The organism is Vibrio lentus (assembly GCF_002875945.1).
GTDB classification, from domain to species: Bacteria; Pseudomonadota; Gammaproteobacteria; order Enterobacterales; family Vibrionaceae; genus Vibrio; species Vibrio apostichopi.
In genome coordinates this window covers 1-21,492 of the sequence record NZ_MCZK01000110.1, presented here as the reverse complement: position 1 = coordinate 21,492, position 21,492 = coordinate 1, and the positions used below count along the sequence as shown (strand labels likewise).

The window sequence follows — 21,492 nt, the reverse complement described above, 5'->3', positions numbered from 1 at the left end:
AGCATCTACTCGACAATGACGTTAAGATGGAGGCAGAGAAATATTGCCCACAGCTAAAAATTGAATATTAAGAAATTAAAATATTAAGGATTGAAGTACAGATGCGAGCACCATTAAGCGCCCTTATGGTTCAAGGGACAACGTCAGATGCCGGGAAAAGTGTTTTGGTGGCAGGTTTATGCCGTGTATTGGCCAGAAAAGGCATCAAAGTGGCACCCTTTAAGCCACAAAACATGGCTTTAAACAGTGCAGTGACAAAAGATGGTGGCGAAATTGGTCGCGCTCAAGCGGTTCAGGCACAAGCTTGTAATATTGAGCCGTCTGTTCACATGAACCCAGTATTGTTGAAACCTAACTCAGACACGGGCGCTCAAGTCATCCTTCAAGGTCGAGCTATTAGTAATATGGAAGCGACGGGATACCACGATTATAAAAAATTCGCGATGAATACGGTGATCGATTCATTCGACCGACTTTCTGCTGAATACGAAAGTGTCATGATCGAAGGCGCGGGTAGTCCAGCTGAAATCAACCTACGTGAAAATGACATCGCTAACATGGGATTTGCTGAGAAAGCGGACATCCCTGTGATTATCGTGGCGGATATCGACCGTGGCGGCGTATTTGCGCACCTCTACGGCACGTTGGCTCTGTTATCTGAATCTGAACAAGCTCGCGTAAAAGGCTTCGTGATTAATCGCTTTAGAGGCGATATCGCGCTGCTTCAATCTGGCCTTGATTGGCTAGAAGAGAAAACCGGCAAGCCAGTGATTGGTGTGTTGCCATACCTGCATGGTTTTAACCTTGAAGCGGAAGATGCTATCACTTCAGCCCAAGAGTCTGACGGAGAAGCTAAACTCAAAGTCGTGGTGCCTGTTCTAACCCGAATCAGCAATCACACAGACTTTGATGCGCTAAGGCTCAATCCTTCCATTGATTTACGTTATGTAGGCAAAGGCGAGCGTGTAAACAACGCGGATTTGATTATCTTGCCGGGCACAAAATCAGTAAGAGCCGATCTGGATTACTTAAAAGAGCAAGGCTGGGAAAAAGATATTCAGCGCCACCTACGTTTAGGCGGCAAGGTGATGGGTATTTGTGGCGGTTACCAGATGCTAGGAAAGATCATCCACGATCCGGATGGAGTTGAGGGTGAACCCGGCAGCAGTGAAGGGTTAGGGTATCTCGATACTGAAACGACTTTAACGCAACAGAAAACCTTAACTAATGTGCGCGGCACCATGACGCTGGATGGAAAATCAGCACAAGTAAAAGGTTATGAAATTCACGTAGGTAGGACTGATGTCAATGAAACGGCCTTACCGGTTCAGTTAGAATCAGGCAACCTTGATGGTGCAGTGAATCAAGACAACTCGATTTTTGGTACTTACCTGCATGGCGTATTCGATAACAGTGATGCGTTATCGCTTATTTGCGAATGGGCAGGGGCCAATGATGTAACCGCGATTGACCACGAACAACTGAAAGAGTTGGGTATTAACCGAATCGCCGATGCCATCGAAGAGCACTTAAATCTTGATCTGCTTTGGCCTGAGCTTAAAGCCTAGGTTTGAACTGGAAATATCGGTTAAGAAATCAAACGAAAACAGATAAGTGAGAACAATGAAAAAGCTAGTCACTCTTGTAACCTTGGCGTTAACGACTTCGTTGAGTTCGACTCATCTTTTGGCGGAAGAAAAGCTACGAGTTTATGCCGCTTCGTCTATGACTAACGCGGTTAATTTGTTGATAGAAGAGTTTGAGAAAGAACATTCGGTCGATATTGTTCCCGTTTATGCCAGCACATCGTCATTGGTAAGGCAGATTGAAAGAGGGGCGCCTGCGGACATTTTTATTTCAGCAAATGAAAAGTGGATGACGCATTTAGTCGACCGAAAATACGTTTATAGTGACAATGTCACAAACTTGTGTGAAAACGAACTTGTGTTGATCTCTCCGAAAGAGACGTCGGTATCATTGGAACTCTCAAAGGGAGACCAATGGACTAAACTGCTGACTAATGAACGACTTGCTGTCGGTAATACGATGTCGGTGCCTGCCGGTATTTACGCTAAGGAAGCGTTAGAAGCTCTGGGTGTTTGGGATAATGTGAGCCCTCGATTGGCACCAAGTAACAATGTTCGTATGGCATTGGCCTTGGTGGAACGCAGTGAAGCGAAGCTCGGCATTGTCTACAAAACCGACGCTTTATTATCGAAAGAAGTCGATGTCGTTGCGACGTTTCCTTCAAATCTCCACACACCAATACGTTACCCTGTAGCTAAGTTGAACGACAAATTAACCACGAATGACTTCTATACTTTTCTAAACGATGAAAAGGCGAAGGGCATTCTGAACAGTTTTGGTTTTGAAGCGCATTAAATGATGTTTTTATCTGAGTACGAATACCAAGCCTTAATGTTGAGCTTAAAAGTCGCTGGGTTCGCCATCTTATGGCTTATTCCCATCGGCATAGGCTTAGCGTGGCTGCTTGCAAAGAAACAGTTTGTTGGCAAAAGCATAGTCGAGAGTATTGTGCACCTGCCTTTGGTGCTTCCTCCTGTGGTCATCGGTTATTTGTTACTGGTGATGATGGGTAGACAAGGCGTTATTGGCTCATGGCTTAATGACGTGTTTGGTATCGTATTCAGCTTTAGTTGGAAGGGCGCGGCACTGGCGTGTGTTGTTGTTGCGTTGCCATTAATGGTTCGTTCTATTCGACTGAGCTTAGAAACTGTTGATAGTAAACTTGAAGAGGCGGCTGCCACATTGGGCGCTTCACCGATTCGTGTGTTTTTTACTATCACTCTGCCTCTTATGATCCCCGGGATCATTACCGGCACCATGCTTTCTTTCGCAAGAAGCTTGGGTGAGTTTGGCGCGACGATCAGTTTCGTTTCAAATATTCCCGGTGAAACTCAGACTATCCCACTGGCCATGTATACCTTTATTGAAACCCCGGGCGCTGAAATGGAAGCGGCACGTTTGTGTGTTATTTCTATCGTGATAGCGCTTGGCTCATTGATGCTATCTGAATGGCTCAATAAGAAGTCTGCACAGCGACTAGGAGGCAATGCATGAGTGCTTTGATCCTCCAATATCAGCAACAGTTGGGTGAAACCTTCTTTGATATCGACTTAGAACTCCCAAGTAGCGGCATTACTGCGATCTTTGGTCGTTCTGGCGCGGGTAAAACCTCGCTTATTAATGCGATTAGTGGCCTTAAACAGCCAGATAAGGGCTTGATCAGCGTGTCGGGAACGACCTTGTTCGACAGTGATAATGGCATTAACTTGCCGACTCACAAACGCAATGTCGGCTATGTGTTTCAAGAATCAAGATTGTTTCCGCACATGAAGGTGTCCGGCAATCTTAAATATGGCATCAAAGACTTCGATAAAACGCATTTCGATCAGATTGTCTCATTGTTATCTCTCGGTTTATTGCTAGACCGTTACCCAGCACGTTTGTCGGGTGGTGAGAAGCAACGTGTGGCGATTGGACGCGCTTTGTTGTCTAAGCCGAGCATTTTGTTGATGGATGAGCCATTAGCGTCTCTCGACTTGCCTCGTAAGCGTGAAGTGATGCCGTTTTTAGAAAACCTATCTGAAACCGTTCAGATTCCGATCATTTACGTGACGCACAGCCTTAACGAGATTCTACGCTTGGCCAATCATCTTGTGATCATTGAGCAAGGCAAAGTCATTTCGTCGGGTGTGACTGAGGAAGTATGGGCTTCACGAGCGATGCAGCCGTGGCAGTCATTCTCAGAACAAAGTTCATTGTTTGAGGGAACGTTGGCTGAGCACAATGATGATTACGCGCTATCTCGTTTGAAGCTCGGCAAATCGACATCGTTGTGGGTTCAGAAGGTATCGAGCGACATTGGGGCTGCAGTGAGGTTACAAGTTAGGGCAAATGATGTCTCTATCACGCTAGAACAGCCGCAAGGGACTTCGATACGTAATATCCTTCCTGTGACCATTAAAAGCGTAGAGACGCACCAGCAAGGTTCAAATAAGCAGAGTGTTGCGGTAGAGCTGGAGCTAGAACCTGGTTGTTACTTGTGGGCGACCATAACCTTGTGGGCGTTGGATGAACTTAATCTAGAAATTGGCCAACGTGTTTATGCGCAGATCAAAGGTGTGAGTGTTGCTCAACGAGACATCGCGGTGACACATTAGATCTGACAAGGTCAGCTTTTCGATATTGTCGTGATGTTGTCGGTTCAAGGCACTGAAAATACGATCTTGATTCCATGAATGGAGACATGCGTCATTTTTATACGGTATAACTGCCAGTTTTGCGCCACACTGTATGAGTGCAAAGTCATATTATTTGTGCAACGACGAAACGCAACGACATATCGACGAGTAAACAGATAAGTGGCGAATAGAAAAAGCAACAGGCACAAAAAAGCCGCATGTTTGAAGTAACATACGGCTTAATCATAAGTTTTCGTTAAGCACTCAACCTAAATTAAGGTGAGATGAATGGCTTATCGGATGAAAACTTCTTTAAAATCACGCTTCAAGATAGCATCACGGCGTGCTTTCTTGATTTGCTTAGCCATGTCTTTTACACAGTTATGTAAAATTTGGTCAAGCAGTTGAGCTCGGTACTCTTCTTTTTCTTCATCAGACATACCTTCTGGAAGTTTAAGAGTAGGGAACTCTTCCATCATGTTTACGCCAGCAAAAGCTTGGCTAACAGAGATTAGAGCGTGGAATTGCTCAAAGTTGTCCAAAACATTTTGTGCGCTTGCTGGAAGGCTGCTCCAAGTTTCACGCACTGCTTCTTCAGACACCTCATGAATAGAAGTAACCATGTTGTGCATCTCTTTAGGCACTTCATCAAATTCGATAACTTGGCGAAGCTCTGGTGAGATAGTGGTTAAATCGATTTCTTGTACTTCGTTGTTTGTAGCGTCTGACATAGTATTTCTCTTTAAAAAGAAACAATGCTAAAAAGATCTGTAAAAAAGTCAATATAATATAGAGATTAGGGCATGAATTAAGCCCAAAATTGAGCTACTTTCAATATTCAACGCTAGATAAAGGTGATGTGATGATAGAAAAGGGATCTTCGATGCGCATCTTGCTGGTTGATGATGTTCAACTAGACAGGATGCAACTTGCTATTCGACTTAAGCAATTGGGACATATTGTGGAAGCGGTAGGTAGCGGTAAAGAAGCTCTAAATATCTATTCTGATTTTGACCCTGAACTCGTATTACTTGATATCAGCATGCCAGACATGGATGGTTTTGAGGTCGCTAACGAGGTTCGTAGACAATTCCCCGAATGGGTTCCCATCATATTTCTGAGTGGCCATGAAGAACCTGAAATGATCGCGAAAGCGATTGATGCAGGTGGTGATGATTACCTAATCAAACCGGTTAACAAAGTGGTGCTGAATTCAAAACTGATCGCGATGCAGCGTATTGCTCATATGAGGCGAGAGTTAAAACAAAGCACCGCCAAACTTGAAGAATTGAACATACTCCTGCAACAACAAGCCAATGAAGATGGCTTAACAAAATTGTATAACCGTCGATATATGGATACTAAGCTTGAAGAGAGCCTTGCGTGGCACGGACGACGTAATATACCCATGACAGTGATACTTCTAGATGTAGACTTTTTTAAGCCTTACAACGATAATTACGGGCATATTCAAGGGGATAAGTGCCTACAAGGGCTTGCCAGTACTTTGAAACAGCTGTTTGTTCGAGCTGGAGAGTTTGTTGGCCGTTATGGCGGCGAAGAGTTTGTTTTGGTCTTAAGTGACACGGACAGCGCCGCGGCTAAGTTACATGCGACTCGAATAAAAGAAGCATTGCATGACATGAACTATGCCCACGACCACTCAAGCGTATCTGATAGAGTGACAGCGTCACAAGGTGTACTTTCATTTGTACCTGAAGGTGGTGAGTCGATCGCTTCTATTTATGAAAAGGTCGACCAAGCACTTTACCAAGCAAAACAAAGCGGCAGAAATACCTTTATACTGCGCAACATTTTGGAGCTTGCAGGCTAGTTGGCGAGCTCTTCTGGATATTTGAATTTATACTTCTATTAGCGTTTGAGCTTGGAAGTACTTTAAGTGATAAGAGAAATGCCACATTCAAAGTCATTTTCTATGGCTAATACATGTTGGACACTGGTTGTCCCTGTATTCTGTTTATCTGTTCCTACCGTTGCTTCTGCAAACACGATATCTGATCTTGTTCGTAAGGAGATAGAGCGAAACTTTGCAACCAGCGTGCTTCTTAATGACACCGACGTATTCACTTTTGGTATCAATAACTTTGACCCAAATGAAGTCTTTCGTTTGGACAATGAAGAGATCGGTTCGAGTGACTCGGTAAGCCGAAGACAAAACATGGCCTCTCTCAGTCTTCCTTACACGTTCAAATTACCCGCCATTATTGAAGATAACCATCAAGAGGTGACGCTGCGTTTGTCTGCGTTGCGCACTGAGAATGAAGTCAATTATTCATCAGCGTCTGTGTCTGACCTCCAAAAAGAGACGGTCATTTCGGGGTATGTTGAGTTTTCGAATGTCGCCCAATTAGATGAATACTGGAGCTTTCATTCCGGTATTGGCAATCACATCTCATATTATCGCAATGACTACGATTATCGAGGTAATGTACCCCAGCCTCTGGTAGACGAACTTGATGGCGTTTATCTCAATACTGACGCTTGGGCTTACATCATCGAGCCTAAGATTAAATTGATCTATGAAGACAAGAATAACTGGGGTAAATACAAACTCAGTACCAGTTGGCATTATTTTAATGGTGTCGGTTGGGGAGAAGCCAATAACGGTAACATCGGCCACCCAGAAGGTTGGTATATCGCCAATGAAGCGAAGATCTTTTATGACTTAGTACGTTGGGATAAGAACATCACTTCCATGTACTCGAGCATCAAGAGAATTGATATTGGTGGCGATACTGTCGTGCCTATGGGGACAACATCATATTATGAGGGCAGCGTAGGTTGGTTGCTTAACCCAAACCTATTTAACGACTGGGTCGATAATGTGGGCATTGGGTTTACCATCAATTACGGTAGCAGCTTAAAAGGCGGGAGCTTGGTTATCTTCTTTAACCAAGACTAAGCTTCAATCAAAACTGAGCTTCTACTTGGATATAAGCTCTCTTCTAATGACTTGTTTTTCGCTATAGCGGCTATAAAGCTTCTACTAAGATACAACGCTTCTTCCAAGGGCTTGTTTGTCGCTATAGCGATTTAGTTTCTAACCATAGTGATTAAGTTTCTAACTATAGCGCTTAAAGCTTCTAGCCGTAGCGTTTAACTGTTAACGCACAGTTTATTTCGCCCAGTTTCTTTCGCTTTGTAAAGTGCATTATCGGCAAGCTTCAACACTTCTTCGGGCTGTTTGGTGGTTGTACTGTCAGACAGGCCAATACTGACCGTCACATTCACCACTTCACTTGGCTTGCCATTCTTGCCGCGTTTTTGCATGCCCACTTCATGATCATCAGGGCGTTCGTGAGTATTACGAATGATCATATCGTAATTCTGGATCTCAGAAATTAGAACTTGAAGATGCTCTTTGGCTTGCTCAGTGTTCTTACCTTTGAAAATGATCGTGAACTCTTCACCACCATAACGATAAGCTTTTGCGCCACCTGTCGTTTCTCTTAATATACGCGCGACTAGCTTTAACACATCGTCGCCAATGTCATGGCCATAGGTATCATTGAATTTTTTGAAGTGATCGATATCGACCATGGCCATCGAATATTTACGGCCTAGGTGCTTCATATCGACTTCTAATGCATGTCTGCCAGGGATGTTAGTCAGTTGGTCATTAAACGCCATATCGTGGCTAGCGGACATTACATAGACGATAATCAATATGCCTGACAAAGAGAACATGGTGCTTGAGATGTATTGGATATCAAAGAATATGAAGGTACTCGAAGACAACAAAATCGCGCTGTAAACAACGACATCGATAGAGCGGTTATAGACCAAGACCAAAATCGAAGTTAAACCGAGTAAGCAAAGGCTATAGAGAACCAATACAAAGGGCAGTTTGGAGAAGTCTCTGACTATAAACAGAATCCCTTCACTCCATGATTCAAAACCTCCGGCATGGAAGTGAGAAACAATAAGTTGCGCCCAGATCATGAATAGCACCACGACTAAGGCGTAAAGGAACATGGACTTTGAGTTAACCCCGTTATCAGGGAAGGCATACACCAATAAGCAAGTAACAGGCACTAAAGCGGCCAGCAGAGACAGCTCCAATAATGTGGTTCCAGTGTTTAATGGGGTTTGTAAGCGGATTTGGATGATCAAATAGGCAACGAGCATGGTGAGAGACACCATAGCCATACGACCTTGCCTGAATGTGTGGCACAGCAAAACGGCAACGCTCAATAAAATATACGGAAGGTTGCTAGCAAACCCTAAGTTTGAATCCGTCACGAGAATGACGTTGTTCATACCTACGAGTAACATTGCTAATAGAAGTAAGGGAAAGCAAAATCGAAACATGCTCGACGTTACAAAAGAAGATGCCATTTATGTGGTGAGCCTAAGTGTACTGATGATCTTATAATTTAATTTTATACGTAGGATACGGTTAAACAAGCGATTGCCAAGCTTTTTGCGTAAATCAGAGCAAAAACATAGTCATAGGTCGCTATTGGTGCAACTCTTTTTATATGTATTTGAGTTGCTATTAACCATAGAACGAACTACATAGTATATATGAGAAATTAATTAGTCGTTATAATTAGTTAACATGCAGTTAGTAAATCTGTAGTAATGAGTAGGGTATAGTAAGGTAACAATATGTAGGTCGTTGCCAATCAGACTAGAACACGATCTGTCGTGATAGCTACAAATGGAGGTGTAGTATGCAAATCAGTGTGGATGTACACAATTATATGGAAACACTTGTTGGCCATGTACTGGCTACCGAGGAGTATGTGTCGAGTTATACAAGTGAGCAGCTTGCCGATCTCGCGTGCCTTGCGTTGGGCCAACTGAAACCTATCTATATCCGTTTTGATATTGATTTTCTTTCGGCATTACCGGAAGACAAATTGGTGCTCTATAAAAGAAATAGTGAGATCGCAGTCAAAAATGCAGAAAGCATGATTATTGAGGATCGAAGACGAGATCGAACGGACAATGTACCCGTTATATTTAGTCAACACAATTTTGACGATGACGTAGAATTACAATGGTATGAAAAGCCATTGTTGAACACTAAACAGTCGTGATAGTTTAGTGTCAGTACGGTCATTTAAGGAGTAAAAAACGTGGGATTCTTTTCTAGATTATTTGGTGGCAAAGAAAAAACCGAACAAAAAGTAGAGATTGAGCCAGTGGAATACAAAGGCTTCAATATCTATCAAGACGCCATTGCAGAATCTGGTCAGTACCGTGTGGCTGGTCGTATCGAGAAAGAAATCGACGGTGAAATTAAAACTCATCGTTTTATTCGTTCTGATGTTGTTTCAAACAAACAAGACGCCGATGAATTGATGCTTAAAAAATCGCAAATGTTCATTGACCAAATGGGCGACAATATATTTAGCTAACCAATTAGGGTTAGAATTGATGTTGGTCATAATTTAGAGAGCTTTCAGTGTATATGCTGAAAGCTCTTTTTAGTTTTAAGGATAAAGAACAGCTAGTAGGTTGTTATTAAAAGGATTATTGGCAAGTGGTTTGACCTCTTTATTCGAGAGGGCCGTCATTTATCTAAATTAAGTGCTCAAAATCCATCCAAATCGTTATAAGTAATAACTTTTCCTGTTCTTTGAACAAAACGCTTGAAGTATTAGTTGTCGTTAGATACAAACGAATAAGTCATTGTGCCAATAGTCAAGGAATCGCTATGCAAATTGGTGTACCAAGAGAAACACTCGCAGGTGAAACGCGAGTCGCTGCATCGCCGAAATCGGTGGAACAGCTTCTAAAATTAGGATTTGAAGTTTGTGTTGAATCACAAGCAGGTGCGTTAGCAAGTTTTGATGATACAGCTTATGAACAAGCTGGAGCAAAAGTTGTAACCGCAGATGAAGCTTGGAAATCCGATATTATCTTTAAAGTTAACGCTCCCATCGTTGACGAGTCTAAAAATGAAATCGAGTTACTTAAAGATGGCGCAACACTGGTCAGCTTTATTTGGCCTGCCCAAAACCCAGAATTAATGGAACAGCTTTCTAGTCGTAATATTAATGTGATGGCAATGGACTCGGTACCACGTATTTCTAGAGCTCAAGCTTTGGATGCTCTGAGCTCTATGGCAAACATCGCGGGTTACCGTGCTGTTGTTGAAGCCGCTCATGAGTTTGGTCGTTTCTTTACAGGTCAAATTACGGCTGCAGGTAAGGTTCCACCAGCGAAAGTATTGGTTGCTGGTGCGGGTGTTGCTGGCCTTGCGGCTATCGGTGCTGCGGGTAGCTTAGGTGCGATTGTTCGTTCATTCGATGTTCGTCCTGAAGTAAAAGAGCAAGTCGAGTCTATGGGCGCTGAATTCTTGGAAGTCGATTTCAAAGAAGACACAAGCGCTGGTGATGGCTACGCGAAAGAGATGTCTGACGCGTTCAACAAGAAAGCAGAAGAGCTCTACGCGGTTCAAGCGAAAGACGTTGATATCATCATTACGACGGCACTGATTCCAGGGCGTCCTGCGCCTAAGCTAATCACAAAAGAAATGGTAGATAGCATGAGCGCGGGTAGCGTGATTGTGGACCTTGCAGCGGCCAATGGTGGTAACTGTGAATATACCGTTGCTGATAAAGTGATCACGACCGCTAATGGCGTAAAAGTTGTGGGTTATACCGACATGGTAGGTCGCTTGCCGACTCAGTCGTCTCAGCTGTACGCAACCAACTTGGTTAACTTGCTGAAACTGCTTTGCAAAGAGAAAGACGGCAATATCGATATCGACTTTGAAGATGTTGTTATTCGTGGTGTTACCGTGGTTAAAGCGGGCGAAGTCACTTGGCCAGCTCCACCAATTCAAGTTTCAGCGCAACCTCAACAAGCGAAACCTCAAGCCGTTAAGCCACAACCGAAAGTTCAAGAGCCTGTTTCTCCTGTTAAGAAAGCGGCGGGTATGGCAGTGGCGGTTGGTGCCTTTGCTTGGATAGCTTCGGTTGCACCTGCTGCATTCTTATCTCACTTTACCGTTTTTGTTCTCGCTTGTGTGGTGGGTTATTACGTAGTTTGGAATGTAAGTCATTCTCTGCATACGCCTTTGATGTCAGTAACAAACGCAATCTCAGGGATCATTGTTGTGGGCGCGTTGTTGCAAATAGGACAAGGAAGTGGCGTTGTCACGTTCTTATCATTTATTGCCGTATTAATTGCAAGTATCAATATCTTTGGTGGCTTTACCGTGACCAAACGTATGCTTGAAATGTTCCGTAAAGACTAAGGAGTAGCAGATGTCTGAAGGATTAGTACAAGCAGCTTATATCATTGCTGCTGTATTCTTTATAATGAGCTTAGCCGGACTATCGAAACAGGAATCTGCTCGCGCAGGTAACTATTACGGTATCACTGGTATGGCAATCGCATTGATCGCAACGATCTTTGGCCCTCACTCTGCAGGTATTGTGTGGATCATCATTGCTATGGTGATCGGTGGTGGTATTGGTATCCACTACGCGAAGAAAGTAGAAATGACAGAAATGCCTGAGCTGGTGGCAATTTTGCACAGCTTCGTAGGTATGGCTGCGGTACTTGTTGGTTACAACAGCTACATTGACGCGCCAGAAGCGGCAACGCACGCAGAACACGTTATCCATCTTGTTGAAGTTTTCCTTGGCGTGTTTATCGGTGCGGTTACGTTCACTGGCTCTATTGTTGCCTTTGGTAAGCTTCGTGGCACGATTTCATCGTCTGCATTGAACATCCCTCATAAGCACAAATGGAACCTAGCGGCTATCGTTGCTTCTACATTGCTAATGATTATGTTCGTTAAAGCTGATGGCAGCATGTTTGCTCTGATGCTGATGACGCTTATCGCATTTGCTTTCGGTTACCACTTGGTGGCATCGATTGGTGGTGCAGATATGCCAGTGGTTGTATCAATGCTGAACTCTTACTCTGGTTGGGCAGCAGCGGCAGCAGGTTTCATGCTTGCAAACGACCTGTTGATCGTAACCGGTGCATTGGTAGGTTCGTCGGGTGCGATTCTGTCTTACATTATGTGTAAGGCGATGAACCGCTCGTTCATTAGCGTAATTGCTGGTGGATTTGGCCAAGAAGTGGTTGTGTCTGATGGCGATGAAGAGCAGGGTGAACACCGCGAAACATCAGCTGAAGATGTGGCTGACATGCTGAAAAACTCTAAGTCAGTCATCATCACTCCAGGGTACGGCATGGCAGTAGCTCAAGCTCAATACCCAGTGCATGAAATCACTGAGAAGCTAAGAGCGCAAGGCATTAACGTTCGATTTGGTATCCACCCAGTTGCGGGTCGATTACCGGGTCACATGAACGTACTGCTTGCTGAAGCGAAAGTACCTTATGATGTCGTTCTTGAAATGGACGAAATCAATGATGACTTCAATGAGACAGATACTGTATTGGTTATTGGTGCGAACGACACTGTAAACCCTGCAGCATTGGAAGATCCAAACAGCCCAATCGCTGGTATGCCAGTGCTTGAAGTTTGGAACGCTCAAAATGTTATCGTGTTCAAACGTTCGATGAATACAGGTTATGCAGGTGTGCAAAACCCGTTGTTCTTTAAAGACAATACTCAGATGTTGTTCGGTGATGCGAAGAAAAGCTGCTTAAGCATTTTAGAACATCTATAAACCGCAATTATTCTGCAGTAAAAATAAGGAGCTCATATGAGCTCCTTTTTTTGATTCTAGCGTACCCAGTTGTTTAACATTGGGCGATCTTTTTTGTGCACACAGATGCATTTATTGTGTTGGCAACAAATGCTGAGTATTCACGGGTAAATTGATTAGTGAAGCCGCCGATCAAGGCTCGTAATCGTTTTCTCTTCAAATACACACCACTTTTCATGCGGTTAAAAATTTATCTTTGATAGCGAATGGTATATATTTGATTGATCTGTATGAATTTGCGCTTGGTTTGTGATCATCAAAAGAATATATACTCTGTTCATCGCTTCGTTAGTCGTTTCAGCAAATGCGTTTGCTGATTCTTTGCCTGAGCGTATCGATCACTTTACTAAGTTGTTTGATCATCAAACGGCCATCGAGTCTTATGATATTCGATTGCTTCAGGCGGATTATCCAACTCGCCTGATCATGCCGTCTTCAATGCTGCCACAAACAGCAGAGTACCCATTAAAAGACATTCAGCGCCTCTACCAGCTGTCTAAGACGTGTAGCGGAAAATTACCACTTAGCCCGTTAATCACTGAGCCTTTGGTGTTTACTCGCGCAATGTGTAAAGGCACCAAGCTTTCTGATCGTTGGTTTAGTCGTAGCGGCCTTATCCACCCGGGTGGTGGTTCTTATGCCGCGCGTTACGTTGAAAAGTACCCTGATAAGTTCGATTCCTTGAAGCGCTTTATGCATATTCAAGAACGCCCAAACGTCGAACATGATGAATTGTTATCTCGCTTGCAGGATATGGACAGCGAAGCGATTACGGCATTGCTGGCTGGTGCGAGCATGTTTGTCGAACTTGATGAAATGTGGGTTAAACGCGGCGACAGATACTATTTATACAAAGAACCGGTTTGGTCTGAAAATGCCACACTAGCGGGTTTATCGCTCAGTTTATCTTCAGAAGGCAACAGTTGTTTCGTTCAACGCGGTAACGTGTGTTGGGAGATAGAAGATCACTCGGAACTTCTGCAAGTCGCGATGTTCATACTAGTGTTTGCCAATATCATGCTTGTGGTGGGTTGGGCGATATACCGTTGGAACAGTAAGAAGCAAGAGATGAAAAGTCGAATGCTTGTCCTTCAGATCTTAACGCACGAACTAAGAACACCGATCGCGAGTTTATCTCTAACGGTTGAAGGCTTTAGACGTGAATTCGAACACTTACCAGAAACGGTATATGATGAATTTCGTCGACTTTGTGAAGACACTCGTCGTTTAAGGCAGTTAGCTGAAGCGAGTAAAGATTACCTGCAGTCGGATAATCAACCACTGGCCACTGAGTGGGTGCCGAGTGTACAAGAATGGCTTGAATATAAAGTCGAAGAAGATTTTGCTCCGGGTATCGAACTCCGAGTAAACAAAGACATTGCTGCAAAATTGAACGTATATTGGTTAGGTACGTGTATTGATAACCTGATCAGAAACGCCGTGAAATACGGTGTGGCTCCAGTGATACTAGAACTGAATACTTCTGACAAGAAGCTGACATTCAAAGTTATAGATAATGGAGACTTGTCCCGTAAAGATTGGGGGCAACTAAGAAAGCCATTTGTAAGTAAAAGTGGACTAGGTTTAGGTCTGACGATAGTGGAATCTATGGTCGGAAAAATGGGCGGTCACATGACGCTGATAGGCCCCCCAACAACATTTATTTTGGAGATACCTTGTGAAACAGACATTGCTTCTCGTTGAAGATGATAAGAATTTAGCTGACGGTTTATTAGTTAGCCTTGAGCAAGCTGGATATGAATGTTTGCATGCAGAGTTAATCTCTGAAGTTGAAGGCTACTGGGAGCAAGCGGATCTAGTGATTCTAGATCGCCAACTGCCAGACGGTGACTCAGTAGATTCACTACCAGCTTGGAAGAAGAAGAAAGACATTCCTGTCATTTTGCTGACGGCACTTGTAACAGTGAAAGACAAAGTCGCGGGCCTAGATTCAGGTGCAAACGACTACCTAACGAAGCCTTTCGCAGAAGCGGAACTATTCGCTCGAATCCGTGCGCAGTTACGCCTGCCAGACGCTGAAGAGCAAGATGCATCAAAAGTGATGGCTCAGAACCTTGTTATCGATAAAGCTACTCGCGAAGTGTTTTTTAACGAGCTAGAAGTCACGCTAACACGTACTGAATTTGATCTACTCTTGTTCTTGGCTAGCAACTTGGGTCGCGTATTCACACGTGATGAATTGCTTGATCACGTATGGGGTTACAACCATTTCCCAACAACACGTACCGTAGATACACACGTTCTTCAACTAAGACAGAAACTACCAGGTCTTGAGATCGAAACACTTCGTGGCGTTGGTTATAAGATGAAAGCGTAATGAAAAAAGCCTTACTTCCACTGTTAGCGTTAGCAAGTATCGTTAGCCCGGCACAAGCGGCCGATTGGTTTAAGAATAGTGATACTCTGACACAAGTGCACAAACATCTGCTGGATAACGACTTATCCCAGATGTTTGATTCATTAGTGGAAGTTTGGCAAATTAATTCTTCTCAAGTAAGAGAAGATCACCTCAATGAATTATTTGACCAAGCGTTGAATAAGGATTGTGGAAAACCCCTCACCAAAAAGACCTTACCGGAATGGATTAATTCGGTGGTAGTCAAAAGACACACCATTCAAAGCCCTGGACGAGACACGTTTAGAGTCGTAATCGAAGTAGAATCTGAAGAGAATATCCAAGACATCACCTTCGAGAAATGGGTCGATAAAGTTGTATCATCAGACAGCGAACTCACTAAAGACAACGAAGTCGTGAACAACGCTTCAGTCAGTCTTTATAAGCAACGTTACAATTTACCTTCTCAATTAGACTCTGGCTTATACCGTTTGAATGTAAAGGCCGAAGGTGGCGTAGCTTGGAGCACTTGGATCATTCTTGGTGAAATTACGATGCGACAACAAGTGCGTTGGGCATCCAAAGACACCTGGAGAATCGACAAAAAAGAGCTTCTTAACCCATATTGCCCATTACCAAAGCTAGACGTCGGTTTGTACGATTACATCGACGAACACTATGAGCAGGTGTGGGGAAAAAGCTACGAGTCAGATTATCCCATCAGTTTAAGTGCTGAAGAAGTTCCTAATGATCGCTACGTTTTGGCAGTTTCGATGATACATTCGCGCTGGCAAGGTGACATAGCGATAGAACAAGCACAAACTATCAGTAAAACTTATGATATTTCTAGCGAAGAAGAGTTAAAGTAATTTAAAATTGTGCCGTTAACTATGTAAGGGATCTAACAAAGATAAACGGCATGAAAAAAACTACTAAACTACTCGCAACGTCAATTGCATTCGCCAGTCTTCCTCTTTCAGCAGCAAACTACGCCATTGAAGCGCGTGGTGATGCGATGGGTGGTGTTGGTGTTGTTTCTGCAAACTTCTTAACCGCTCCATTCTATAATCCAGCATTGGTTGCTATCTATCGTCGTAACGATGATATGGGTATGATTACACCAAGTTTTGGTGGTAGCTATAACGACCCAGACGACATGAAGTCGAACATCGATAGTGTTGTTGATGCTTCAAACACTGCAGACTTAGATGCCGCACTGAATAAACTGGATGGTAACCAAGCCAACGTTGAATTGGGTGGTGTTGTTGCATTCGCTCTTCCTAATCAGTTTGTCGCTGCAAACCTTTTCGCGAAAGCCTACACAGAATCATTTGCGACACCTAATGTTTACAGCACGGGTTCAGATACCGATAAGCTTGAGTTGTCTACCGTTGAAGCTGTGTCTATCGGAGTAGCAGAGGTTGGTCTTTCTCTTGCAAAATACCAAACCTTCATGGGCCAACACATTTCATTTGGTATCACACCTAAGATCCAACGCATTTACACATACAACTACGTTGCTTCAGTTAATGATTACGACTTATCTGACGTAAGAGAAAACAGTGACGGTGAAACAGCCTTCAACATGGACGCTGGTGCACTTTGGTTCTTCGGTCCATTCCGAGTCGGTGTTGCGGCAACGAACTTAATCTCTCGAGATATCGAAACTAAAGATACAACGAGAACACTAACCAGCAGCACAAGTGGAGCGACTCACCAAGTCGGTGGTAAATACACTTACCAACTTGAGCCCGTTTATACCGTTGGTGCGGGTATTGTGTCTGACTACTTTACGTTTAGTGTCGATTACGATTTGAATGAGACTGAAAAGTTTACTTCGTTCGAAGACAACGAACAGATGATTCGTGTTGGTACTGAAGTCGATCTGCTTCGTCAGCTTAAGCTAAGGGGAGGGTACTACAAGAACCTGGCTTACTCTGATTCAGAAGGAACAGTCACAGCCGGTATTGGTATTTCGCCACTCAACTTGTTCCAGTTAGATCTAAGTGCTAACTACACGAACGAAAATGCAATGGGCGCTTCAATCAATTTCCTTGCTAGTTACTAACAGTCCTTATATAGTTCTGCTCCTAAATAAAGGAGCAGAGCATGCTAAACGACTTACCAACCCTTTCTCACGAAGAACAACAGAAAGCTGTTGAACGAATTCAAGAAATGATGACTCAGGGCATCAGCACAGCACAAGCTATCAAAATCGTTGCTGAGCAAATTCGTGAAGAAATGAGTAATAAAGAAGAGTAGGGCATCAGCCCTTCTTTTTTAACACCTTGGCGCACTATAACTAAATATATTACCCTCTAGTATATTATCTCGTACATACCCACTCTTTAGTCACCCTAAATTTCAACCCGCCCACAACTCTCAAATTTAGCTTATTCAATAACTTACATCAGAGCAATCTACTTTATAGGCTTTTCTCGGTTTCTATTTGTAATTAAATTACAGCAAGATCTGAAAGTAGAACAATCGCCACTTTAGGTGTCAGTATTTATGTCACTGTGTCTAAGTGGTTCAATATATGGCGTTTTTTAAGGCTAGTGACGTTGTGACTTCTTTTTTTAGCGGATACGAGTGCATGAATGTTCAGAAGCAAACAAATGAGGATTTCATCTAAGAACAGTGCGAGATAAGTGACGACGGTGATGTTCAAAATCGATACCGCGAAAGGCTTACCACCGCTTAGAACAAGCTTTACGAGCCAAATATGTGACTTTAAGAACAAGTGCTTTGGAAGCTTAGAGGCACAAGGAAGAGCTGTTTATAGAGCGATTCAGGAACGATACGTATCAACATGAGAATGCCATTGATGACGTTTTACAGGTGGTGTCATTACAGATGATGAGAGCACGCTTAGAAGTGTGCGAATCGATTAGAGTCCTGATGAGACAACAAAGCTTATGGGCTTGTTTAGTCAGCGGTTAAAAATCTAACGGTTGCTCAAGTGGAGAGTCGATATCGACAGGGTATTGATTGCGTGTTGATTGAGTCTTAGCAGAGAGTTGATTATGTAACTGTAATCCAGTCTAGCGAGTCTTAGTAAAACGTAACGACTTGGTTTCGTCCGTTGTCTTTCGCTTGGTAGAGAGCTTTGTCTGCACGTTTGATGGCAGTACGTATCGATTCATGCTCCTTAAGCTTCGTTACTCCGGTCGAAGCCGTTACTTTAAGGGCTTTAGGCCAAAGGCTTTGGTCCATTGCTAGGTAAAAATTATCGATAGATTCGTTACACTGTAGCGCAGTTTGTTCCAAGCAAACGAGTAGAAACTCTTCACCACCCCAGCGATAAAGCAAGTACTGCTCACCAAGGCTCTCGTTCGCCGTTGCGACAAACTGAATAAGTACTTTGTCACCCACTTCATGGCCATGTTGATCGTTGATCTGCTTAAAATGGTCTAAATCAAACAACGCGATGTGAATCGTTTTTCCTTGTTGCGCCAACCATTCGAAATCATAGAAAGTATCTAATGCTTCGGTTCGGTTCCTACATCCGGTCAACGGATCGGTTGTGGCCTTTACCTTTAGCTCTTCAATTTCTTGGGTTAAATAGCGTTGTTGCTCTGCTGCACGCGTTTTGCTTCGCTGTGCGATATGTAATGCGCAACCTATATAATAGATGGCATACATCACCTTCACAGTAGGGCAAGCTATAGGTTCGTTTAAAGTCACACTGTAACTCAATTCCATCTTCTGACCTGTGTAACGAGCCTACGGTGCCACCATCATGGTCTCTGTCTGTGTGAACGCGTGTAGGGTATTTGTCTGGTGTAATAACGTGGCTCTTATTCATGAGCGTATTAAATGAGATCAACGACACTAGCGTGATTGTTAGGCAAAAAATCGAAAGGAATATGTTGAGTTTTCGGAATGCTTTGTCGCTCATGATACTAACCCGTACACGTGATTCGAACCTTATGTACAATGCCTTAGAGTTGGCGCAATCGGAGATTAGAGTATTAGCATTGATAAAATGGCTATACCCAGAACTGATCCAGAATTGACGGTTATACAGGAAAGCGCACCATTAGACCAAATTCAAGTTTAAAAATTGAACGCAGACCCTTGATTTTGAATGTTATTTGTTCGATAAGTGCGGTTTTTACGGGGGTAACAATATAACTGTATATTTATACAGTTATATTTAAAGTGGCTCGGTTTGTTGTAATCAGAGTGGTGTGTGCAGGTTTTATCGCGTGATAACGAGTCACGAGGCCACTGTTACTGTTCATCAATTAAAGTGGAGGGTAATTATGTTGCAGTGTCACTTTTCAAGCTCAATTTTATCGAAACACTTTGTTGTCTATGAGAGCGTTCGTACCAAAACGCATCACATAGAATATAAGCTCCACGATGTTACCTTGTTTCAACTATTTTCAATAGTAGATGATCTTAGAATGACCACCCGAGCGATAGGCCAGTCCATTTTATGTCTACAGTAGTTAAACCCATTACATCAACGTTTTGCTTCTGTAAGCTAGCGTCAAGGTACAGGCCATGTTTTCCTAAATAGCGTATTCCTAAACCACGACTGATACCGAAATCCGAAATATCTGCACTTCCGTAATCTTCCTTGTAAGAACCAAGGCCAAGTTTAATGTAAGGAACAATTTTGTATTCACTTTCAACCCACAACGATAAAACATCAAATCCAGCATTGAAGTTTAAGTCAACTAACGTTGCGTCGTAATGGGTGTTGGTTGACTTGTTATAGCTAAATTCACCACCAAGTAAAGCTCCAGTGTTAGATATTTGGTTCGTATAACCGATCTTAACACCATTGTACTCTGAGTACTTATCATCTAAAGCTTGGTAACCTACATAAATCCTGTCGTATGATGTATTTTGGTCAAGTGTAGCTTCATTAGAGTAGGCAGACATAGATGAAAAGAGACCTAATGCTGCAGGGAAAAGTATTTTAGAGCGATGTTTCATTAATTATGACTACCAATTTGATTTGTTTGAATAGCGAAAACTAGTGGTTTCGGCTTGGCTAAAAGAGAAGCCGCATATACTAATTAGAATTAATATGTCATACAAATCGTTTTGGTCGTGCTTAGACTTCGGCATTTCCGCAGCGTTTACTTCAAGCACTAACATTAAGTAATCGCCACCATGTCAATCCCATTTTAGAACTTGGCCGAGGCGTTTGCTGTCGACGATTTGGGTTTGTTGAACGTGCTCGAGTTTGTAGAAGGTTTTGAATTCGAGTTTTCGATGCCCGTATTGGATGGCGATTTCACCGTTTGGGTAGTCGAGTATTTTCACAGTTTCGTGTGTTAATCGGCTGTTTTCGTCGAGTTCTTGCTTGGACTCTCGAACCGGACGATGCATGTCTTTTGGGTATTGAGCGGGCTTAGCAAAGCGATGGTTAAAATCGGCGGTGAAGTAGGGAAGCCAGGCGTTGGCTTGTTCGATGGTGTCGATACCTTGTAAGCGCATCTCTTTAACCAGCCGGTCTTGCAGCGTGAGGTTGGCTCGCTCAACGCGGCCTTTGGCTTGGGAGCTGTTGGCACAGATGAGTTCTATGGCCAGTTCTTTCAGCACGCGCCCGTATTGAGGTATTCACGCGTGGTCAACATGTAGTCAAATGCGGATTCTGTCTCGCTGAATCTTAGGTTCATCAAACGGCCAGTCGCATCATCAATGAACACCAATAGGCAACATTTGTCGCTGTGGCCTTCAAACCAGTCATGATGGGAGCCGTCAATTTGGATAAGTTCACCCAAGCAATCACGACGGTAACGAGGCTGATAGACTCGAGGTTTGCGTTGTGAATGTGGAAGCCACAGTCCGTCGGCGATCATCCATTGACGGAGTGTTTCTTTAGAGACGGATAGATTGTGTCGTTCAGTCAGTTTTTCCATAGTGAACGTTGGTGAGAAGTCAGAGTAATGCTCACGGATAAGTTTCAGTATTTCAATTCTGAAATGTTCTGAGTAGCGTCGATTACTTGGGCGTCCACGCGCTGCTTGTGTAAGACTTTGAGCGCCAAGAGAGACAAGTTTGTTTACCAAACGCGCAGACAGATTCAAAATGATAGCAGCGTCAACTTGGCGTAGTCGTTTTTCACGTACGTCAGTAAGCACCTTGAATCGCTGAATATCTTTTTCACTCATAGTAATAAGCATCCGGATAGCTCCTAAGCAGACCAATATAGGTAAGCTTAGGAGGATATTTTAAAATGGCTCAAACAGGACATTACTAAATTACTCTAACACTACCACTGCGCATTATGGGTTTAAATTATGTT

18 protein-coding genes and 2 pseudogenes are annotated in these 21,492 nt (G+C 43.3%); 15 read left to right on the top strand and 5 right to left on the bottom strand.

Annotated features, from left to right (window positions below; translation table 11 throughout):
* Positions 1-101 precede the first annotated feature (101 nt).
* The 4 genes from BCT49_RS10490 to modC are packed head-to-tail and all read left to right on the top strand — an operon-like array spanning position 102 to position 4,184.
* Entirely contained in the window at positions 102-1,568 is a 1,467-nt protein-coding gene (locus tag BCT49_RS10490; RefSeq protein WP_102435163.1) for a cobyric acid synthase, read from the top strand.
* A gap of 55 nt (positions 1,569-1,623) precedes the next feature.
* Positions 1,624-2,382, top strand: a complete 759-nt coding sequence (modA, locus tag BCT49_RS10485) for a molybdate ABC transporter substrate-binding protein (protein WP_102435162.1) — start codon at positions 1,624-1,626, stop codon at positions 2,380-2,382.
* Positions 2,383-3,081, top strand: coding sequence for a molybdate ABC transporter permease subunit (gene modB / locus BCT49_RS10480; RefSeq protein WP_065105781.1), 699 nt, complete (start codon positions 2,383-2,385; stop codon positions 3,079-3,081).
* Positions 3,078-4,184 (top strand): molybdenum ABC transporter ATP-binding protein ModC, encoded by a 1,107-nt coding sequence (modC, locus tag BCT49_RS10475; RefSeq protein WP_102435161.1) that lies wholly within the window; start codon positions 3,078-3,080, stop codon positions 4,182-4,184. The genes modB and modC overlap by 4 nt, the downstream gene beginning before the upstream one ends.
* A gap of 314 nt (positions 4,185-4,498) precedes the next feature.
* On the opposite strand, the gene BCT49_RS10470 is transcribed toward modC, so the two are convergent.
* Positions 4,499-4,936: a DUF3069 domain-containing protein gene (locus BCT49_RS10470; protein ID WP_004731036.1), complete on the bottom strand. Its 438-nt coding sequence runs from the start codon at positions 4,934-4,936 to the stop codon at positions 4,499-4,501.
* Between the two features lie 131 nt (positions 4,937-5,067).
* Between BCT49_RS10470 and BCT49_RS10465 the strand changes: the two genes are divergently transcribed.
* Both BCT49_RS10465 and BCT49_RS10460 read left to right on the top strand, forming a co-directional pair.
* Complete coding sequence (locus BCT49_RS10465; RefSeq protein ID WP_198595843.1) at positions 5,068-6,039, top strand: GGDEF domain-containing response regulator; 972 nt, start codon at positions 5,068-5,070, stop codon at positions 6,037-6,039.
* Between the two features lie 78 nt (positions 6,040-6,117).
* Positions 6,118-7,128 (top strand): Solitary outer membrane autotransporter beta-barrel domain, encoded by a 1,011-nt coding sequence (locus BCT49_RS10460; RefSeq protein WP_102435159.1) that lies wholly within the window; start codon positions 6,118-6,120, stop codon positions 7,126-7,128.
* A 194-nt stretch (positions 7,129-7,322) separates the two neighbouring features.
* Here the strand turns inward: BCT49_RS10460 and BCT49_RS10455 are convergent, their stop codons facing one another.
* Entirely contained in the window at positions 7,323-8,564 is a 1,242-nt protein-coding gene (locus BCT49_RS10455) for a GGDEF domain-containing protein (protein WP_102435158.1), read from the bottom strand.
* A 338-nt stretch (positions 8,565-8,902) separates the two neighbouring features.
* Here BCT49_RS10455 and BCT49_RS10450 point away from each other — a divergent pair, with 338 nt between their 5' ends.
* From BCT49_RS10450 to BCT49_RS10410, 9 genes are all read left to right on the top strand, one after another.
* Positions 8,903-9,271, top strand: coding sequence for a late competence development ComFB family protein (locus BCT49_RS10450; RefSeq protein ID WP_065105775.1), 369 nt, complete (start codon positions 8,903-8,905; stop codon positions 9,269-9,271).
* Between the two features lie 39 nt (positions 9,272-9,310).
* Positions 9,311-9,592, top strand: coding sequence for an HlyU family transcriptional regulator (locus BCT49_RS10445; RefSeq protein WP_102435157.1), 282 nt, complete (start codon positions 9,311-9,313; stop codon positions 9,590-9,592).
* Between the two features lie 299 nt (positions 9,593-9,891).
* Complete coding sequence (gene pntA / locus BCT49_RS10440) at positions 9,892-11,439, top strand: Re/Si-specific NAD(P)(+) transhydrogenase subunit alpha (protein ID WP_102435156.1); 1,548 nt, start codon at positions 9,892-9,894, stop codon at positions 11,437-11,439.
* A 10-nt stretch (positions 11,440-11,449) separates the two neighbouring features.
* Entirely contained in the window at positions 11,450-12,829 is a 1,380-nt protein-coding gene (gene pntB / locus BCT49_RS10435) for a Re/Si-specific NAD(P)(+) transhydrogenase subunit beta (RefSeq protein WP_102435155.1), read from the top strand.
* A 291-nt stretch (positions 12,830-13,120) separates the two neighbouring features.
* Complete coding sequence (gene vxrA / locus BCT49_RS10430; protein ID WP_198595844.1) at positions 13,121-14,572, top strand: sensor histidine kinase VxrA; 1,452 nt, start codon at positions 13,121-13,123, stop codon at positions 14,570-14,572.
* A complete protein-coding gene (gene vxrB, locus BCT49_RS10425) occupies positions 14,547-15,206 on the top strand; it encodes a response regulator transcription factor VxrB (protein ID WP_017107022.1) in 660 nt (219 codons plus the stop codon). Before vxrA ends, vxrB begins: the two co-directional genes overlap by 26 nt.
* Complete coding sequence (locus tag BCT49_RS10420) at positions 15,206-16,093, top strand: DUF2861 family protein (protein WP_102435153.1); 888 nt, start codon at positions 15,206-15,208, stop codon at positions 16,091-16,093. Before vxrB ends, BCT49_RS10420 begins: the two co-directional genes overlap by 1 nt.
* A 50-nt stretch (positions 16,094-16,143) precedes the next feature.
* Positions 16,144-17,292 (top strand): conjugal transfer protein TraF, encoded by a 1,149-nt coding sequence (locus BCT49_RS10415; RefSeq protein WP_102435152.1) that lies wholly within the window; start codon positions 16,144-16,146, stop codon positions 17,290-17,292.
* 41 nt (positions 17,293-17,333) lie between these two features.
* The gene (locus tag BCT49_RS10410) at positions 17,334-17,486 is read left to right on the top strand and encodes a YoaH family protein (RefSeq protein WP_004731009.1); all 153 of its coding nucleotides are present in this window, start codon (positions 17,334-17,336) and stop codon (positions 17,484-17,486) included.
* A gap of 792 nt (positions 17,487-18,278) precedes the next feature.
* Here BCT49_RS10410 and BCT49_RS10405 read toward each other — a convergent pair.
* The 3 genes and pseudogenes from BCT49_RS10405 to BCT49_RS10395 all read right to left on the bottom strand — a co-directional run.
* Positions 18,279-19,164 (bottom strand): annotated as a pseudogene (locus BCT49_RS10405) (GGDEF domain-containing protein).
* Between the two features lie 467 nt (positions 19,165-19,631).
* Entirely contained in the window at positions 19,632-20,120 is a 489-nt protein-coding gene (locus tag BCT49_RS10400; protein WP_241908055.1) for a hypothetical protein, read from the bottom strand.
* Positions 20,121-20,366: 246 nt separating this feature from the next.
* A pseudogene (locus tag BCT49_RS10395) lies at positions 20,367-21,358 on the bottom strand (ISNCY family transposase); the annotation flags it as partial.
* Positions 21,359-21,492 lie beyond the last annotated feature (134 nt).

Excerpts from the sequence above, each read along its gene's own strand:
- BCT49_RS10490 (WP_102435163.1), top strand. The coding sequence starts at position 102 with ATGCGAGCACCATTAAGCGCCCTTATGGTTCAAGGGACAACGTCAGAT.
- modA (WP_102435162.1), top strand. The coding sequence starts at position 1,624 with ATGAAAAAGCTAGTCACTCTTGTAACCTTGGCGTTAACGACTTCGTTG.
- modB (WP_065105781.1), top strand. The coding sequence starts at position 2,383 with ATGATGTTTTTATCTGAGTACGAATACCAAGCCTTAATGTTGAGCTTA.
- modC (WP_102435161.1), top strand. The coding sequence starts at position 3,078 with ATGAGTGCTTTGATCCTCCAATATCAGCAACAGTTGGGTGAAACCTTC.
- BCT49_RS10470 (WP_004731036.1), bottom strand. The coding sequence starts at position 4,936 with ATGTCAGACGCTACAAACAACGAAGTACAAGAAATCGATTTAACCACT.
- BCT49_RS10465 (WP_198595843.1), top strand. The coding sequence starts at position 5,068 with ATGATAGAAAAGGGATCTTCGATGCGCATCTTGCTGGTTGATGATGTT.
- BCT49_RS10460 (WP_102435159.1), top strand. The coding sequence starts at position 6,118 with ATGCCACATTCAAAGTCATTTTCTATGGCTAATACATGTTGGACACTG.
- BCT49_RS10455 (WP_102435158.1), bottom strand. The coding sequence starts at position 8,564 with ATGGCATCTTCTTTTGTAACGTCGAGCATGTTTCGATTTTGCTTTCCC.
- BCT49_RS10450 (WP_065105775.1), top strand. The coding sequence starts at position 8,903 with ATGCAAATCAGTGTGGATGTACACAATTATATGGAAACACTTGTTGGC.
- pntA (WP_102435156.1), top strand. The coding sequence starts at position 9,892 with ATGCAAATTGGTGTACCAAGAGAAACACTCGCAGGTGAAACGCGAGTC.
- pntB (WP_102435155.1), top strand. The coding sequence starts at position 11,450 with ATGTCTGAAGGATTAGTACAAGCAGCTTATATCATTGCTGCTGTATTC.
- BCT49_RS10420 (WP_102435153.1), top strand. The coding sequence starts at position 15,206 with ATGAAAAAAGCCTTACTTCCACTGTTAGCGTTAGCAAGTATCGTTAGC.
- BCT49_RS10415 (WP_102435152.1), top strand. The coding sequence starts at position 16,144 with ATGAAAAAAACTACTAAACTACTCGCAACGTCAATTGCATTCGCCAGT.
- BCT49_RS10410 (WP_004731009.1), top strand. The coding sequence starts at position 17,334 with ATGCTAAACGACTTACCAACCCTTTCTCACGAAGAACAACAGAAAGCT.
- BCT49_RS10400 (WP_241908055.1), bottom strand. The coding sequence starts at position 20,120 with ATGTCTGCCTACTCTAATGAAGCTACACTTGACCAAAATACATCATAC.